This window comes from Gardnerella sp. DNF00983, assembly GCF_049244265.1.
GTDB lineage: Bacteria > Actinomycetota > Actinomycetes > Actinomycetales > Bifidobacteriaceae > Bifidobacterium > Bifidobacterium vaginale_J.
Window position 1 is genome coordinate 1,043,500 of record NZ_CP058392.1, and the last position, 16,872, is coordinate 1,060,371.

Annotated in this window: 13 protein-coding genes; 10 read left to right on the top strand and 3 right to left on the bottom strand. The window is 41.7% G+C overall.

Annotated features, from left to right (window positions below; genetic code table 11):
* Window positions 1–212: 212 nt before the first annotated feature.
* On the bottom strand, window positions 213–2,099 hold the full coding sequence (asnB, locus tag HXT34_RS03925) for an asparagine synthase (glutamine-hydrolyzing) (RefSeq protein ID WP_004105112.1): 1,887 nt from the start codon (window positions 2,097–2,099) through the stop codon (window positions 213–215).
* 299 nt (window positions 2,100–2,398) lie between these two features.
* Between asnB and HXT34_RS03930 the strand changes: the two genes are divergently transcribed.
* The 4 genes from HXT34_RS03930 (at window position 2,399) to HXT34_RS03945 (ending at window position 6,147) form a co-directional block, all read left to right on the top strand.
* Window positions 2,399–3,196, top strand: coding sequence for a thiamine diphosphokinase (locus tag HXT34_RS03930; RefSeq protein WP_119527361.1), 798 nt, complete (start codon window positions 2,399–2,401; stop codon window positions 3,194–3,196).
* A 372-nt stretch (window positions 3,197–3,568) separates the two neighbouring features.
* Window positions 3,569–4,624 carry a type I glyceraldehyde-3-phosphate dehydrogenase gene (gene gap / locus HXT34_RS03935; RefSeq protein WP_004573912.1) on the top strand — a complete coding sequence of 352 codons (1,056 nt, stop codon included), beginning with the start codon at window positions 3,569–3,571 and terminating at the stop codon, window positions 4,622–4,624.
* Window positions 4,625–5,434: 810 nt separating this feature from the next.
* Window positions 5,435–5,935 carry a Cys-tRNA(Pro) deacylase gene (gene ybaK, locus HXT34_RS03940; RefSeq protein ID WP_004105119.1) on the top strand — a complete coding sequence of 167 codons (501 nt, stop codon included), beginning with the start codon at window positions 5,435–5,437 and terminating at the stop codon, window positions 5,933–5,935.
* 137 nt (window positions 5,936–6,072) lie between these two features.
* Entirely contained in the window at window positions 6,073–6,147 is a 75-nt protein-coding gene (locus HXT34_RS03945) for a 50S ribosomal protein bL37 (RefSeq protein WP_369803150.1), read from the top strand.
* Between the two features lie 68 nt (window positions 6,148–6,215).
* Here HXT34_RS03945 and HXT34_RS03950 read toward each other — a convergent pair whose 3' ends face one another.
* Window positions 6,216–6,902 carry a sigma-70 family RNA polymerase sigma factor gene (locus HXT34_RS03950; RefSeq protein ID WP_421784460.1) on the bottom strand — a complete coding sequence of 229 codons (687 nt, stop codon included), beginning with the start codon at window positions 6,900–6,902 and terminating at the stop codon, window positions 6,216–6,218.
* Between the two features lie 149 nt (window positions 6,903–7,051).
* Between HXT34_RS03950 and HXT34_RS03955 the strand changes: the two genes are divergently transcribed.
* The 4 genes from HXT34_RS03955 (at window position 7,052) to HXT34_RS03970 (ending at window position 11,811) form a co-directional block, all read left to right on the top strand.
* Window positions 7,052–7,831 carry an exonuclease domain-containing protein gene (locus HXT34_RS03955; protein ID WP_415689310.1) on the top strand — a complete coding sequence of 260 codons (780 nt, stop codon included), beginning with the start codon at window positions 7,052–7,054 and terminating at the stop codon, window positions 7,829–7,831.
* 25 nt (window positions 7,832–7,856) lie between these two features.
* Entirely contained in the window at window positions 7,857–9,677 is a 1,821-nt protein-coding gene (locus HXT34_RS03960) for a UDP-N-acetylmuramoyl-L-alanyl-D-glutamate--2,6-diaminopimelate ligase (RefSeq protein WP_421784462.1), read from the top strand.
* 128 nt (window positions 9,678–9,805) lie between these two features.
* Window positions 9,806–11,047 carry a carboxylate--amine ligase gene (locus HXT34_RS03965; protein ID WP_421784464.1) on the top strand — a complete coding sequence of 414 codons (1,242 nt, stop codon included), beginning with the start codon at window positions 9,806–9,808 and terminating at the stop codon, window positions 11,045–11,047.
* 35 nt (window positions 11,048–11,082) lie between these two features.
* Window positions 11,083–11,811 carry an aspartate/glutamate racemase family protein gene (locus tag HXT34_RS03970; RefSeq protein WP_421784466.1) on the top strand — a complete coding sequence of 243 codons (729 nt, stop codon included), beginning with the start codon at window positions 11,083–11,085 and terminating at the stop codon, window positions 11,809–11,811.
* A gap of 18 nt (window positions 11,812–11,829) precedes the next feature.
* Here the strand turns inward: HXT34_RS03970 and HXT34_RS03975 are convergent, their stop codons facing one another.
* Window positions 11,830–13,287 (bottom strand): bifunctional folylpolyglutamate synthase/dihydrofolate synthase, encoded by a 1,458-nt coding sequence (locus tag HXT34_RS03975; protein WP_421784468.1) that lies wholly within the window; start codon window positions 13,285–13,287, stop codon window positions 11,830–11,832.
* A 773-nt stretch (window positions 13,288–14,060) separates the two neighbouring features.
* On the opposite strand from HXT34_RS03975, the gene HXT34_RS03980 reads away from it, so the two are divergent.
* Together HXT34_RS03980 and HXT34_RS03985 are read left to right on the top strand one after the other, a co-directional pair.
* Window positions 14,061–15,656, top strand: coding sequence for an aminopeptidase P family protein (locus tag HXT34_RS03980; protein ID WP_421784470.1), 1,596 nt, complete (start codon window positions 14,061–14,063; stop codon window positions 15,654–15,656).
* Between the two features lie 285 nt (window positions 15,657–15,941).
* Window positions 15,942–16,844: a carbohydrate kinase family protein gene (locus tag HXT34_RS03985; protein ID WP_415683415.1), complete on the top strand. Its 903-nt coding sequence runs from the start codon at window positions 15,942–15,944 to the stop codon at window positions 16,842–16,844.
* Window positions 16,845–16,872 lie beyond the last annotated feature (28 nt).

The following is a 16,872-nucleotide window of genomic DNA, read 5'->3' on the forward strand; positions in this document are numbered from 1 at the left end:
ACGCTATAAACAGCGCAGCAAGCAGCACAAAAAGCCAACTTGCGTGACCGAAGTCATGAACCCGAAACCACAGTAGGCTTCCAGGTGGGGACATCCCACTTTCTTGATTACTCAAGCCGAATGTCTATTCTACTAGAAGCCTTGACAAAAAGGCAGCCAACACACGAAACGTGTTTTGACTGCCACAAATCAAAGCTAGAACTATTCTATTTCTACGCTAACTGCATTGGCTCAGGCTTCAATCCATCATGATTAAAGTACACATCATACCAAGTCAGGAATGTGTAAACTGTCCAAATCTTACGACGATCGTCATTTTTCTTTGCATAATTATCGTCAATCATACGAAGTAAAGCATCTCTATCGAAGAATTTAGCAGCGTCGTCACTTTCAAACGTCTTACGCACAATCTTATAAAAACGTTCCTCGCGCAACCAATCCTTAACTGGCACAGGGAAACCGAGCTTTTCTCTGTCATACCAAGCTTTTGGCAAATGACGGGACGCAGCTTGTCGGAAAGCAAACTTCGTATTTTCGTCAGTAATTAAGTATTTAGTAGGAACTTTTTCTGCAACATCCATGAGCACGCGATCAAGCAAAGGCACGCGAAGCTCCAAAGAATGAGCCATCGTCATTTTATCTGCCTTAAGCAAAATATCTCCTGGCATCCATTGATGCATATCAAGATATTGCTTTTTCTTCACTTCAGAAAGTCCCTTACCAGCAATTCTATTGTAAATAGCATCGACAATGCTGCGAACGCTAGGACCTTTGCGATACTCAGGCTTCAAAAGTTTTACAGCATCTTCCTCATTGAAAACCTTTGACTGACCGATAAAATGCTCCTCAGCTGGAGCCAAATTAGCGTACAAATGCCAAGCTCCGTGGAAATGCTTACCCTTTGCAGCTCGACCAATCGCGTAACGCAACTTTTTTGGCAACTTTGCAAGCATGCGAGTCACAACTTTAATAAGTTTAGAACGCGTGTGAACACCATAATCAATGTATCCTGCAAATAATTCATCTGCTCCCTCACCGCTTAGCACAACGCGTAAATCTTGCGAAGCTAATTTTGCAAGGAAGAATAATGGGACGCAAGAGAAGTTAGAATCAGGTTCGTCCAAATACCACTGAATTTGTGGGAAATAACGGAATGCGTCAGCAGCGTCAATAATTTCAGATTTATTGTTTAAGCCAATAATTTTTGCCAATTCGCTTGCTTGTTTGGATTCATTGTATCTTCCACCAGCAAAACCAATAGAATATGTGTGTTCAGGGCGCGCAACAGCGGCAACATAACTTGAATCAACTCCAGAAGAAAGGAACGAACCAACTTCAACATCTGCAATTTGGTGAGCTTGAACAGAATCACAAACTGTTTTATCGATAGAATCAACTAATTCATTCAAGCGTTGCTTTGTTTCTTTGAAATTAGGATCGTAATATTGCTCAATCTTCATTTCGCCATTCTTATACGTAAAGCAATTACCTTCACGCAGCTTAAAAACGCCTTTGAAGAAAGTTTCGTTAATTGCAGGATATTGGAATGTCATAAACGGCTTAAGCGCATTTTCGTTAAGTTCCTTCTTAAAATCTGGATGGCGCAGTAAAGATTTAATTTCGGATCCGTACATAAAAGTACCGTTCATTTGCGCATAATAAAAAGGCTTAATACCGAAATGGTCGCGAGCGCCGAACAATTCTTGAGTACTTTTGTTCCAAATAACGAATGCAAACATTCCGCGTAAACGATTAAGTAAGCCTTTACCCCACTCTTCGTAGCCGTGCACTAATACTTCTGTGTCGCAATCAGTGTGGAAAGTGTGACCAGCTTTAATAAGTTCTTCGCGAAGTGGCTTGTAGTTATAAATCTCGCCATTGAAAGTAACTGCAAGATTCCCATCCTCGTTGTACATAGGTTGGGATCCACCGTGAAGATCTATAATGCTAAGTCGACGAAAACCGAGTGCTGCGTGTTCGTCAATCATAGTTCCATACTCGTCAGGACCACGATGCGCAATCACATCTGTCATATCTTTTACAATTTGGCTTTTGACGTTAATTGGGGTGTCATTAATGAACCCTGCAATTCCGCACATTTATTTCTCCTCGTAGAATATACAACACAGCATTACGTTAGTCTACTAGCAAATAATTAACGAAAATCCATAATAACTTGGAAAATCTAACTTGCCATGCAATATTACACCAAGCACTTTATGTTAAGCGAGTATTAGTCTAAAAATTCCTGTATTTGCCGAAATAAAAGCAATCAAATACGCTAATATCAAATCCAAAAAATGGCATAAAACATAGTCAAATGTTGGTTGACGCTACGCTTATAAACTCTTGTTATAAATGTATGCCATCAGTACAAATGCAGCGTTATTATGTTGCTATGGAACCTTTGCAACGCTGCGTAGTATTAGCAGCAGGAGATTATTACGATCATACGCGTGAACATGTGCCAGATCGCGCTTTAACAATTGCAGCTGATGGAGGCTGGGATCATGCATGTAAATTAGGTTTGCATGTGGATGCACTCATCGGCGATTTTGACTCTGTTCGATTAAAACTCCCTACTGATGCAGTTATTACTAGATTGCCTGCAGAAAAAGATGATCCGGACTTACTTTCTGCGTTAAAAGTCGGTTGGGCTAAAGGCTCTCGAGAATTTCATATTTTTGGCGGATTAGGTGGTCGAGTTGACCATACTATTTCTAATATTCAACTTATGGTTCGTTTAGCTCGTCGCGGTGGAATTGGATTCTTGTACGGCGACGGTCAAATTGTTACAGCAATACATGACGGATCTCTTGATTTTCCAGCATCATCTGGAGATGATTTGCGCATAGTTTCCGTTTTTTCTCATACTCCAGTTTCTAATGATGTAAATGAAGTTGGATTAAAGTATCAGCTTAAACACGCAACCATGCATGGAGATGCTGTACAAGGTTTAAGTAATGAATTATTAAATGATACGCCAGCTCATATTGACGTTCATGAAGGAACACTTATTGTAACCTTCCCTATTAACACTCCATTGCCACAGGTGAGCTGGTTTAAAAGACCAATCGGAGATTTAGGCGAAGTTGATACTTCTATATCGGAAGCATTAGCAGTTCCTCTTGAAAGCGAGACTACTCCAACATATTCGACTACTGCAGCTGCTGAAGCAATGACGTATAACGAATAGGCGAAAACTTTAGTTTGCACAAATGGCTGACGAGAATCTTTTACTTTAAAAAACTCGTCAGCTTTTTTCTTTTTAAAATTACATGCGTTGTTCAATTGAACAATATTGATTCGTAAAATGTTATGCAAAAACGCAACTGGAAACTATCAAAAAATTCACAAAAACACTCATAAAACACAGCATGTTAACGCTCACTGTTCTCACAATGCACAATTGCAATAAAAGTGAGCTATATTACAACTCTTCGTACATACCGCACACTAAAATGAACACCGTTAATTCAAATAACGATGACCTAAATGCGTGAGTTTTCATCGCGAAAATAGCGCGGCTTAAACGTTGCGCACGAGGTCTCACTCAAGGGAGAACCACATGACAGTCAAGATTGGTATTAATGGTTTCGGTCGTATCGGTCGTCTCGCATTCCGTCGTATTTTTGAGCTTCAGGCTCGCGGCGGTCAAGCAGGTGACATCGAAGTCGCAGCCATCAACGATCTGACCACCCCTTCGATGCTCGCCTACTTGCTCAAGTATGACAGCACCCACGGCACATTCCGCCACGATGACGGCACCCCAGTTGAGGTAACCTCCACCGAAGACGCAATCGTTGTAGATGGCAAGACTTATAAGGTTTACGCCGAAAAAGACGCAAATAACATTCCATGGGTTAAGAACGATGGCGTTGAATTCGTTCTCGAATGCACCGGTTTCTACACTTCTGCAGAAAAGTCCCAGGCTCACTTGAACGCAGGCGCTAAGAAGGTTCTTATTTCTGCTCCTGCTAAGGACGAAACCACTCCAACAGTTGTGTTCGGCGTTAACCACGAAATCTTGAAGGCTTCTGACAACATTGTTTCCGCTGGCTCTTGCACCACCAACTCCATGGCTGCAATGGTGAAGTTGCTTCAAGACAACTGGGGAATCAAGTCCGGCTTCATGACCACAATTCACGCCTACACCGGCACTCAGATGATTCTCGACGGCCCACGCGGCTCCAAGCCACGCAACAACCGTTCCGCAGCTTGCAACACCATTGAGCACTCCACCGGCGCTGCTAAGGCAATCGGCAAGGTTGTTCCAGAAGTTAACGGCAAGCTCCAGGGTCACGCACAGCGTATTCAGGTTCCAGACGGCTCTGTTACCGAGTTGACTACTGTTCTTGAGAAGCCAGCAACCACTGAAGAAATTAACGACGCTTTCAAGAAGGCTTTCGAAAACTGCGAGTACTTCGGTTACAATGCAGACAGCATCGTGTCTTCTGATATCATCGGCGACACCCACGGTGGCGTTTTCGATCCAACTCAGACCGATGTGAACACTGTTGACGGTGTAACTTTGGCTCGTACCGTTACCTTCTACGACAACGAGTACGGCTTCACCTCCAACATGATTCGCACCCTTCTTTACTTCGCTGAAATCTCCGAGTGATTTCGCTAAGCATCGATCAGCAATAGCTGATTGTGCGAATATTTAATATATAAACCCCTTGTGCTGCTTTCTAAGCTCCACAATGGGTTTATTATATTATTTATTTTCAATATTAATTTCGTAATCATTCAGTCGCATGGATATTAGTGTGGTGAGATTTGAGATTTTTCGCACTGATTGAATCTTGCACGTTCATGAAGTTTTGCAATTGTGCTCTGCACAGGCACTGATTCCCGTTGATTAGCGAACACTAACATCCGTGCTACTGCATGCGCCACTCCAGACACTCTTCCCACCACACCAGAAACAATTGTGAGTGAATTAACGTGTGAGGGGTGGGTGTTGCTTGAGAGGTACGAATACCAGTAAGGTAGAGATTTGAGATTTTTCGCACTGAGCGCGGCGAACGTCAGAGCCGCAGGCTGCTGATTCGCCAAGCGAAGAAGAAAAATCGAAAAATCTCTGCGATAGACACGGTTATTAACGATTAAGCACGCAGAGTTTGGGGGATTTCTTTACGAGCGCTAAAAGAGGACTGAGAAGCTACATTCTTTAAAGAAAAGCGAACGCAATAAGCACTTTTAGCAGCCAGAGCGCACGAAGGACGGGACGCGCGAGGAAAGAAATCCCCCAAAACTCGCGCCACAGCTAAAAGCAATTCCTATCTCACACAGCCACTTCAGAAACACGCCAGCCAAACGCCAGCCCCAAAACTCGCGCAACAATATGTTTAATATACATTAAGTCAACAGTCGGTATAGCATATCATGTAACACAATTTGATAGTTGAGTATAAGGCACGGTAACAAAATGAGTAAAAAACATGCAGAAACCGGAAAAGCAACTCCTGCTATTGCGCAACTCGAAAACGCAGGCATCACCTTCCGCATAGCACAATACGAGCATGACGCTGATCACATGGACGACGGCTACGGAATTGAGGCTGCTGAGAAGCTAGGCGTAAGCGCAGCTCAAGTTTGCAAAACTCTTATGGTTGACACTGGTGAAAAGCGAGTAGTTGGAATTGTTCCAGTAAACGGACGTCTCAATATGAAAGCAATTGCAGGAGCCGTACACGCAAAGAAAGCAAGTATGACAAGCCCAGAAGTTGCGCAACGAGAAAGCGGCTACGTAGTTGGCGGAATTTCACCATTCGGACAAAAAACTCATCATGAAACAGTACTAGATAGTAGCGTAATGCAATTTGATGAGATTCTTGTTTCTGGAGGAAAACGAGGATTGGACGTAGTTCTTAATCCTCAAGATATCGTAACATTATTAAACGCAACTGTAGCTGATATAGCAGCATAAGCAACATAAGCTTTATTACTGCAAATATTGCTACCAAAAAGTGATTACTCGCACGAGATTAGTACGTTAGCAAATATAACGTCTTGGCAACGTGCGATAATCCCTAAGGTTGTTCATTAATCGTTAAGGAGTGCATTATGGGTATGCGTGGCCGCAAGCGCAAGGCGCGTCGTAAAAAAGCAGCGAATCATGGCAAAAGGCCAAATGCTTAAGCTATAAATTCGCTTATACATACTGTAAAGCCCACGTAAATCGTGGGCTTTTTCGTTTTAGCATACTTTTATTCACAAGAATAATCAGAATAATCAGAAAGCTCACGTTTAAGTTGCATGCGAGCGCGGTTAAGTCTGCTCATAACGGTTCCTATTTTTACGCCTTCTTCTTGCGCAATTTGCTTATAAGATTTACCTCGAATAGCAACTTCAATAAAAACTTTTCTGCGCTCAGGCGGCAACTTACTAAGCGCCGCAATAATCTCTTGTGGAGCAAACCCTTCTAAATATTCTTGTTCAGCAGAAAGCATTCCTTTTGCGCAATGATTAGAAGCTTCATAAATATCCCAATCATTGTAGTCACCAGTTTCATCGTTAGCACGTTTAGGGCTTCGTTTCGCTTTCGCGTACTGATTAAAATACAAATTTCGTTCAATCCTGTTAATCCAGGCAGCAAAATTTGTTCCAGGCTGAAAAGTTTCAAAAGATTTAAGAGCGCGCTCAAAAGTATCTTGCACTAAATCTTGCGCATCCTGCGCATTTTGCGTAAGACGCATAGCTTGAGTGTATAAAGGATCAACGCAAGTAGATACAAGTTGTTCAAATCTTTTGCGTCGACTTTCTATTGCAGAACTTTGCTTAGTATCTACTAAACGATCACTAAATAAGCGAGCATTACAATTTTTTGCACTTTGTTTTTTAGCTCTTACGCTTTTAGAGCACATAACATTTGTCTTCTCGATTTGCTCACTCATATAGTCAATAATACTTTTACTTTGCACATATAGCTACTGATTTATCGTGTTGCATAGTGTAGCGCAACGCGAGATGATAACACATCGCAGCACAATAACGCAGCGCGGCATAGTGTGACATTGCGTGACATTGCGGTAGTATTGTGACTATGCCAACTCATATTCAAGAATTGTTAAATGCTTTAGATTTAGCACCTAAGCAAGATGAGAATACATTACTTGCTGAATCATGGTTACTTGGTTTCGACACTGAAACTACAGGTGCAAATATTGGTAAAGATGCCATTGTTTCTGCAACTCTAGTATTACGCAATCCTGAACTAGCTCACGCTGGAGATGTGGTATCCACTTGGTTAATTAACCCTCATAAGCCTATGAATCCTAAGGCAAGCGAAGTAAATGGTTTCACAGACGAATACCTCAAAGAACACGGCGGAGAGCCTGAAGAAGAACTTGAATTCCTTGCGCGCGCAGTAAGCATGGCTCAAGCTAAGAATATTCCACTACTTGCTTATAACGCTCCATTTGATATTTCAATGTTACGTCACGACTTGAAGCGTTGGCATCTTACTGCGCTAGAAGAACGCGCAACTTGTTCAGTACATGCACTAAACGCTAATGACATTCTTACTGTTGACCCTCTTGTTATCGATAGAGCTGTTTCTAGAAGATCCGGCAAGCGTACTCTCACTATTACATCTCAATTTTACGGAGTTGAACCAATCGGAGATTTCCACGATGCTACAGCAGACACAGTTGCAGCTCTTGATTTGATTGCTCCAATGAGCAAACTATATGAGTCAGTAAGTTGCATGAGGCTGAACACTATGATGGATTGGCAGCGCGAAGCTTATATTAATTGGCGAGATAGCTTCAATCAATGGCTGCAATCTCACGGACGTGAGCCTATTACTGGAACATGGCTATAAAACATTTGGTGAAAAGAAGTAAATTATGATCATGCATAACACGTTGTCATTAGCAAGCGCAAGTGAAATTTTGCAGCACTATGGTTTGTTGCGCGAAATGATTCAATATTGTAGAGCAGAAGATACTAATAGTGCTAATAGTGCTAATACTAAAGAAAAAACTGTAGACTCTACTCACTCTCGTAATGAAATATGGTCTTTAAATCCGTATTATTTCCCAAATATTGATGCAGATGAGTGCTTTACTAACGCAACTTACGATACTCGCGATATTAAACCTGGAACACTTCTGTTTATTAAAGGCAATTTTAAGTCGGAATATCTTTTAGATGCAGACAACAAAGGACTTGCTGCATATGTTGCTGAACAAAGCTACGCGCAATACACAAAAGCTGTTGGTTTAATTGTTACGGATGCTAAAAAAGCAATGAGCGTGCTTGCAGCAGCATTCTTTGGAAATCCACAAGAAAAACTCACTATTGTTGGAATTACTGGAACTAAAGGCAAAACAACTACAGCCTACTTTACTCACGCTATTCTAAACTCCCATTCGCACGGTAAAGCAGCACTGTTTTCTTCAGTAGATAATTGCGTAGACGGAAAAAATTACGTTGAATCTAATTTAACTACTCCTGAAAGTTTTGATGCTTTCAAAATGATGCGCGAAGCTGTAGATAACGGCATGAAGTATCTTGTTATGGAAGTTTCTTCGCAAGCTTATAAGGTGAATCGCGTATACGGTCTTAAATTCGATGTTGCAGCATTCTTAAACATTAGCCCAGACCACATTAGTCCTATTGAGCACCCAACTTTTGAAGATTACTTGTATTGCAAACGACAAATTATTGCAAATACTAAGCGTTTAGTACTAAATTCTGATACAGATCACGCAGATCTTCTTTTACAAGATGCAGAACGCAACAATGTGCTCGTAACAACTTTTGCGCGCATTAAAAAAGATGAAATAGAAGGCGATGCTTGCGAAAATGACAATTTCGACGATCTTGACGACGATCGCATAAATTATTGCGCTCCTGCGAACGATAACGATTACACGGAATTACTTACTCCTGACTACATTGCAATGCCAGTAGAAAATAGTGAATCACATTGCATCGCTATGCGAGACTCAAGCGAAGACGACGACTACGAAGATAGCGACTACGAAGATAGCGACTACGAAGAAGACGTGCACTACTGCCCTATTGACGAATTCGCATTGTCTATTGCAGGAGATTTTAACTACGAAAATGCTTTAGCTGCGATCGCTATTGCAGGAGAATTGGGAATTAATCAGGATACTGATTTACACGCACTACATGCTATTGAGAACGTGAAAATTTCTGGACGCATGGAAGTTTTCAAAGACACGCACTCAAACATGATTGCAGTTGTCGACTATGCTCATAACTACATTTCTACAAAATCAGTTCTTGACTTTGTAGAAGAACGCTACGGCAAATTTAATCCTCGAATTACGCTAATAACTGGTTCCACAGGAGATAAAGCTGTCGACCGCCGTAAAGAGATTGTTGAAGCAGCGCAAAACCGCATAGAACAGTTTATTTTCACTACTGAAGATACTGATACTGAAGACGTAATGCATATTTGCGAGGATATGCAAAGTTATGTTACGAACACGAATGTTTCTTCACGCATTATTATCGACAGAGCTGAAGCAATAGAATATGCTTACAACGATGCAGCAAGTAGCGAACAAAAAAATGGAAGATTAAACATTCTTCTTGCTATTGGTAAGGGCGATGAACGTTGGATTAAAAACAAACGAAAGCATGTGCCGTATGAGGGTGATTCATTCGTAATAAAGCGTCTTTTTGGTCTGTAATACGCTTATGCGAAAGTACGAAAATATACGAATAAAATAAACGCAATTACTACATAAACTAAATAACAACCTAGCTAACAAACTAAGACAAACTAAATAACAAACTAAAACAAATGAAGAAGATACAAATGAAGAATCAACGATTTCAACCTGTGTTACTCGGTAGCGATATAAACGCATACGGCATGGCTCGAGCATTCCATGAAGAATATGGCATTACTTCAATTGCTTTTGCGCACTTCCAACTTTCACCTACGAAATTTAGCAAAATTGTAGATGTGAGAATTGTTCCAGGCTTTGGAGAACTTCCTACATTCCGCAATACAATGCTTAATTTTGCTAAATCATGGCATCAAGAGCATCCTAATACCAAGCTTCTGCTTATTCCTTGCGGCGACGTATATGCGAACCTTCTAAGCCAATGTGGTGATGAATTGCACGAATATTTTGCTTTCCACACATTGCCAAATTCGCTCAATCGCCAGCTTAGCCTTAAAAGCTCATTCTATAAAACTTGTGAAAAATACAATCTTCCTCATCCAAAAACTAAAGTTGTAAACGCTCAAGAAGTAGCGGCGCACGCTTATGAAGATTTGCCATTCAGCTTCCCTATTGCTATGAAACCAGCGAATAGCACTAAATGGCTTGATATTGATTTTGAGGGACGCAAAAAAGCTTTTATTATCAATACTCCGCAAGAACTTGATACTCTTATTCAACGCTCGTACAAAGCTGGCTACGATGACGAAATGATTTTGCAAGACTTTATTCCTGGAGACGACAGCCGCATGCGTGTGCTAAATGCTTACGTTGATAGCGACCATCATGTGCGCATGATGTTTCTAGGACACCCTCTGCTGGAGGATCCAACTCCAGAAGCAATCGGAAATTATGCAGCTATTATTCCAGACTACAATGAGGAAGTTTTCCAAAATATTAAAGCATTTTTGGAAGATATACGTTATGTTGGCGTAGCTAATTTTGATATGAAATACGATGAGAGAGACGGAAAGTATAAGCTTTTTGAAATCAATTTACGTCAAGGACGTTCAAGCTATTTCGTCACTTTAAACGGATTTAATATTGCTAAATATTTTGTTGAAGATTTAATTGACCATAAGCCTTTTGATGGAAATACTGTGTTCGGCCATGGAGAAAAGCTGTGGATGGAGATTCCGCGATCGATATTTTGCAATTATGTAGCAGAAGGCGATGAAAAGAAGCGCGGTCTTAATATGATTCGTCGCGGCGATTGGGGCACTACGCTAGAATATAAAAAAGATATGAATCTGCTACGCTGGTTGATGATTCGTCATATGTTTTCAATCTACACAAGACGTTACGCAGAATTTTTCCGCAACAAAGCGTGAAAATTATTACGTAACTTTGAAGGGAATATGAGACAATGAAACGTCCGTTTTTTGCTGTACTTGGCGGCATGGGCACACTTGCAACAGAAAGCTATATTCGTTTACTTAACAAAGAAACGCATGCGCATAACGATCAAGAGTTTTTAGATTATGTGGTGTTCAATGATGCTTCTGTGCCAGATAGAACAGCATATATTGTTGGCGAATCATCCGAAAGCCCATTCCCTACTCTTGCAGACGACATAGCTAAAGCAACTGCGATGGGTGCTTCATTTATTGTGCTCACGTGCAATACTGCTCATTACTTTTACGATAAGTTCCAAGCACTTACCGACGTGCCAATTATGCATATGCCGCGTGGTGCTGTAGCTGAAGTTTCTAAACGTTACCCAAAGTCTAAATGTAACCGTATTGGATTCTTAGGTACTGCAGGGTCGCGTAAAGCTGGAGTGTATCAGCGCGCTATAGAAGAAGCAGGATACACATTCGTAGCACCAGACGACGATTTGCAAAAACGCATTACATCACTTATTTATGATGATGTAAAAGGCACAGGCGATCTTAATTTGCGCCGTTACGAGTCCGTTTTAAGCGACATGCTCGACCCTGCAGGAGCATGCCGTTGCGACGCACTTATTTTGGGTTGCACAGAATTAAGCGTGCTTAATGAAGCTTTCCCTCTTCCGCAAATACCGTTAGTTGACGCTCAAGCAGTACTCGTAAAAAATACTGTAGAAAAAGCTAAATCTTTGCGAATTAAGTAGCAAAAGATTGCTTAATTTTCAGGACTCGTCAATATTTGGGTGGATTGCTACGCGCTGATCCTTCGGCTTTTTTAAATCCGGATTCACGTGCTCAAGAAGCATTGTGCGCGCGTCTCCTGCAGTGACGAAACTACCGCAAATAAGCACTCCGTGACCATAGCCCACACCAAGCTCATCGTCTTCATCAACTAAATCAACAGCAGTTTGAATAGCATCCGGCAACTCGTCGACACGAATTACGCGGTCCTCGCCAAATACGCCTACAGCAATCTTTTCGAGTTCTTCCGGATCCATTACACGGTCGCGCCAAGAATTACGCGTAACAATAATCTTCGTCAAAATAGGCTCAAGAACACCCAAGTATTCTTCAACTTGCTTATCTGCCATCATTGCTACAACGCCAATAAGCTGCTCAAAATGATAGTTTTCTTCAATAGTTTCGCGAAGAGACTCAGCAGCATTCACATTATGCCCACCGTCAATAATGATCGTAGGCGAAGTACGAACCTGCTCAATACGACCAGGAACCTTAACCTGACTTAAAGCCTCTGCAACTAAATCGCCATCCAAAGCACCATTTACAGGCAGCACAACCTCTGCAGCAGCAAGAGCTGCCAAAGCATTATGAGCCTGATGCTTGCCAAACTTGTCAACCGGAACATCCTCATAAGTGCCAAGAGGCGTACGCAAAGTAACAACCTGTCCGCCAACTGCAGGAGTACGAGACACAACTTCAAGCTCGCCGTCACCATAAGAAGAATCGCGCAATAATGTAGCATGATTGCGCTCCGCAACTTCCTTAATAATTGGCAAAACCTTAGCTTCATGCGGCTGAGGACCCAAAATAACAGTGCAATTTGGCTTAATAATGCCAGCCTTTGTGCGAGCAATCTCTTCAACAGTGTTTCCAAGCCATTGCATGTGATCCATATCAACCGGCCCAATAATTGCAGCATCAGCATTCATAACATTGGTAGCATCCCATTCGCCACCCATGCCAACTTCCATAACAGCAACATCAACAGGAGCATCCGCAAAAGCCCAAATTGCCATGGCTGTAAGCACTTCAAAAAAGCTCATTTTTGGCTTACCGTCAGCCTCCATGCGAGCGTCAACCATGTCGATAATGTCTTTCATTTGATCCCACACATCGACGAACTGATCGTCACTAATTTCCTGTCCGTCAATCATAATGCGCTCGTTTACGCGCTCCAAATGTGGAGAGGTATATAATCCGGTTCGCAAACCGTATGCTCGACAAATCGACTCAGCCATTCGAGCAGTAGAACCTTTGCCGTTCGTGCCAGTTATGTGAATAACACGCATAGACTGCTCTGGATGACCTAAAATATCGAGAATAAGACGCATGCGATCCAAGTCGAGATTGGTTTTATTATGCTCTGGAGCTCGGCTCATAATATTGCGTTCAATATCAACAATTCGCTCATTATTGCGATTTGGATTTTCAATAGACATAACTACTCCCCCTAATTTTTACGCTCGCTTACTCATTTTCCAACTATCTAGATTAGTTGATACCAACAACACTTACAAAAAAAAATAATAGGTTATTCTGCATATTAATTGCTTCGTCATTCAGTCGTGTGGATATTCGTGTGGTAGAGATTTGAGATTTTTCGCACTGCTTGAATACTTGCACGTTTATAAAGTTTTGCAGTTGCGCTCCGCAGACGTTGATTCCTGTTGATTAGCGAACACTAGCGTCCGTGCTACTGCATGTGCCACTCCAGGCACTCTTCCTACCACACCAAAAAACAATGGTGGGTGAATTTACGAGTGAGCGGTGGGTGTTGCTTGGTCGAGCAATATAAAAGCGGAACGATAGTAATAATCTCGTTGACGAATACTATTTTTGAAAGAAAGTAACTAAAAAAACTAAACTTAACTACGCAACCTTTAAGTCCAAATAAGGTATAAGAGCGGAGCGCTGCGAGACAAGTAACACCCACCACTCACAGTCACTCCAGAGACCCGCAAGCCAAACACCAGCCCCAAAACTCGCGCCACATTAAACAATTTATAATATAAACTATAATTCTTAATAAGAAAGCTAATACTAATACTCGTATACGATTGTTTTGTAAATTGCGTATAAAATCTTGCTATTTTGCACTAAAAAACTCGCATAAAACACTAAATAAGACTATGTTAGTTTATTGACTGTTTATTTACTATTTGTATAATTTGCGCAAGCAAAAATTAACAAGCAAAAATTAAGGAGTCTCATAATGGCAGAATATACGCCAACTGAGCACGGCGAAGAGCTAAAAGCTGACGGCACGCAAAAGGCAGAAGATCGCGTAAATAACCGCTCACTTCGTCCAAACAGTGATTCTTTTAAAGATTTTATGACGAATAGCTGGGATAACCAGGAGCCAGAAGTTAAGGCTCTTGAATCTAGCAAGTACATTCCAGCTCGTTTAGAGGCTCTTTCTAAGCGTTTCCCAGGCGAACGTTTAATTATTCCTGCAGGACAGCCAAAGGTGCGTAATAACGATTGCGATTATGCTTTCCGCCCAGACACTACTTTTGCTTACTACACTGGCTTAGGTCAAGATTACGAAGCTGGTGCTGTGCTTGTTATGGAACCGGTTGAAAAAGACAGCGAAGAAGCTAAGGCTGGAAAAACGCATGTGCCTGAACTTTTTGTAGCTCCACGCGCAGATAACAGCACTTCAGCATTTTACAGGGATCCTCACTATGGAGAATATTGGGTTGGTCCTCGTGCAGGCTTAAAAGAACTTAAAGCAATGACCGGCATTGAAACGCGCGATATTGCAGAACTTGACGACGCTATTGCAAAGAACGTAAGCGACGACGCTAATGGCGAAGGCATTCGCGTGCGAATTGTTCGAGAAACCGATCCTGAGCTTACTGCAAAAGTTGAAACAATGCGCGAGGCAAGTGGATTTACTGATGAAGATGCAAACACTTGCGCAGACGACAAATTGCACGAATTCGCTGCAGAAGCACGAATGCTTAAGGACGACTATGAAATTCGCGAAATGCGCAAAGCTATTGCAGCCACAAAACTTGGTTTTGACCGCATGCTTACGCGTTTGCCTAATGCTTTAGGTCATGATCATTCCGAGCGCATGATTGAGGGTGCTTTTAATTCTGTTGCTCGCGAGGAAGGAAACGAAGTAGGATACGACACGATTGTTGCTTCCGGCAAGCACGCGCCAATTTTGCACTGGATGCGCAACACTGGTGTTGTTTCCAGCGGAGAATTGTTACTTATTGATGCCGGCGTTGAAGTTAACAGCCTCTACACTGCTGACATTACACGCACTTTCCCAACGAATGGCAAATTCACTGACTTACAAAAGAAGCTTTACCAGTGTGTTCTTGATGCTCAGCAAGCCGGTTTTGAAGCAGCTAAGCCAGGTGCAACCTACTCCGATATTCACCATGCTTGCATGCGCGTTCTAGCTGAACACTTGCACGAATGGGGAATTTTGAAAGTTAGCGTTGAAGAATCACTTTCGCCAGAAGGTCAACAGCATCGTCGTTGGCACGCTTGCGGTGTTGCTCATCATCTTGGTTTGGATGTTCACGATTGCGCACAAGCACGCTACGAGTCTTATCAGGGCGCAAAAATTACTCCAGGAATGATATTCACTATTGAGCCAGGATTATACTTTGCATCTAACGATTTGATGCTTCCTGAAGAAATGCGCGGAATTGGAATTCGTATTGAAGACGATGTGCTAATGACTGAAAACGGTCCAGAATGGCTTTCTATTGACATTCCAAAGCAAATCGATGACGTAGAAGCATGGATGGCTGAACAAGCTCACAAAAGTGATATTTTTCAGCATTAAACAATAAATCAAAATAATAGAAAAATATAATAAAAAAGAATAATAATAAATATAGTACGCCAGCATAAGCTAAGTTAAACGTACGAAATATGGCACTTATGGTGCGCTCTATAGAAACGTAACACGCATTGCGCATGTTACTTATCGAAAGGGCGCACCATAATTGTTTATGTAGCATTTTTACAAGCAAAATTTGCATCAAAATGCTTTTAAAGAAGCGAGAAGATATTTAGTAAAAGTATAGCTCTACAAACTTGCTGCACTGACGCGTGCGAAAGGAATATTATGACTAAGCCAATTGTTCTTTCACTCGGCGAACTTTTATGGGATTTGCTCCCACATGGAAAACGTGTTGGAGGAGCACCAGCAAATTTTGCATATCATGCACAGTGTCACGGGGCGCAAAGTTGCATGATTAGCGCTGTTGGTCAAGACCAACTCGGCGATGAGTTGATTGACAAAGTGAACAAAGCTGGCATCGCTTCAATTATTCAACGCAACGCTTGGCCAACAAGCACTGTTGAAGTAACGCTAAAAAATGGAATACCAGAGTACACTATTCTGCGAAATATAGCATGGGATCATATTCTTTACACTCGAGAACTCATTGATTTAGTAGAACGAGCAGATGCAGTATGCTTTGGCACTCTAAGCTTACGTTCTCAAGAAACTCACGACACAATTTTGCAATTGTTAAAGCATACTAAGCCTGGAGCAATGAAGTTCTTCGACATTAACATTAGAAGCGATCACTACTCTAAGGATCTTATTGACACATTACTTCAAGAAGCAACAGTATTTAAGCTTAACGATTCGGAGCTATTCTTATTGCGCGATATGTTCAATATTCGCGACACTTCAGACGAGGAAGCTTGCAAGTGGTTCCAAGCTCGTTACGGACTAGATTATGTGATTCTTACAGGCGGCTCTACCTTTAGCACGATTACTACAAATACCGGAGAAAGCTCTACTATCCCAACGCCACACGTTGAGGTTCTTGACACTGTTGGTGCTGGAGACTCGTTCTCAGGAACATTTGCAGCGCATATTCTTAAGGGAGAAAGCTTGCAAGAAGCGCATCGTGCAGCTGTTAATACTGCAGCATTCGTGTGCACTCAAGAAGGAGCATGGCCTAAGTATCCAAAGCAAATACCAGATTACTTGTCAATGGTAGAAAATAACAAATAAAACAAAAAATAAAATTTAAATTATAAGA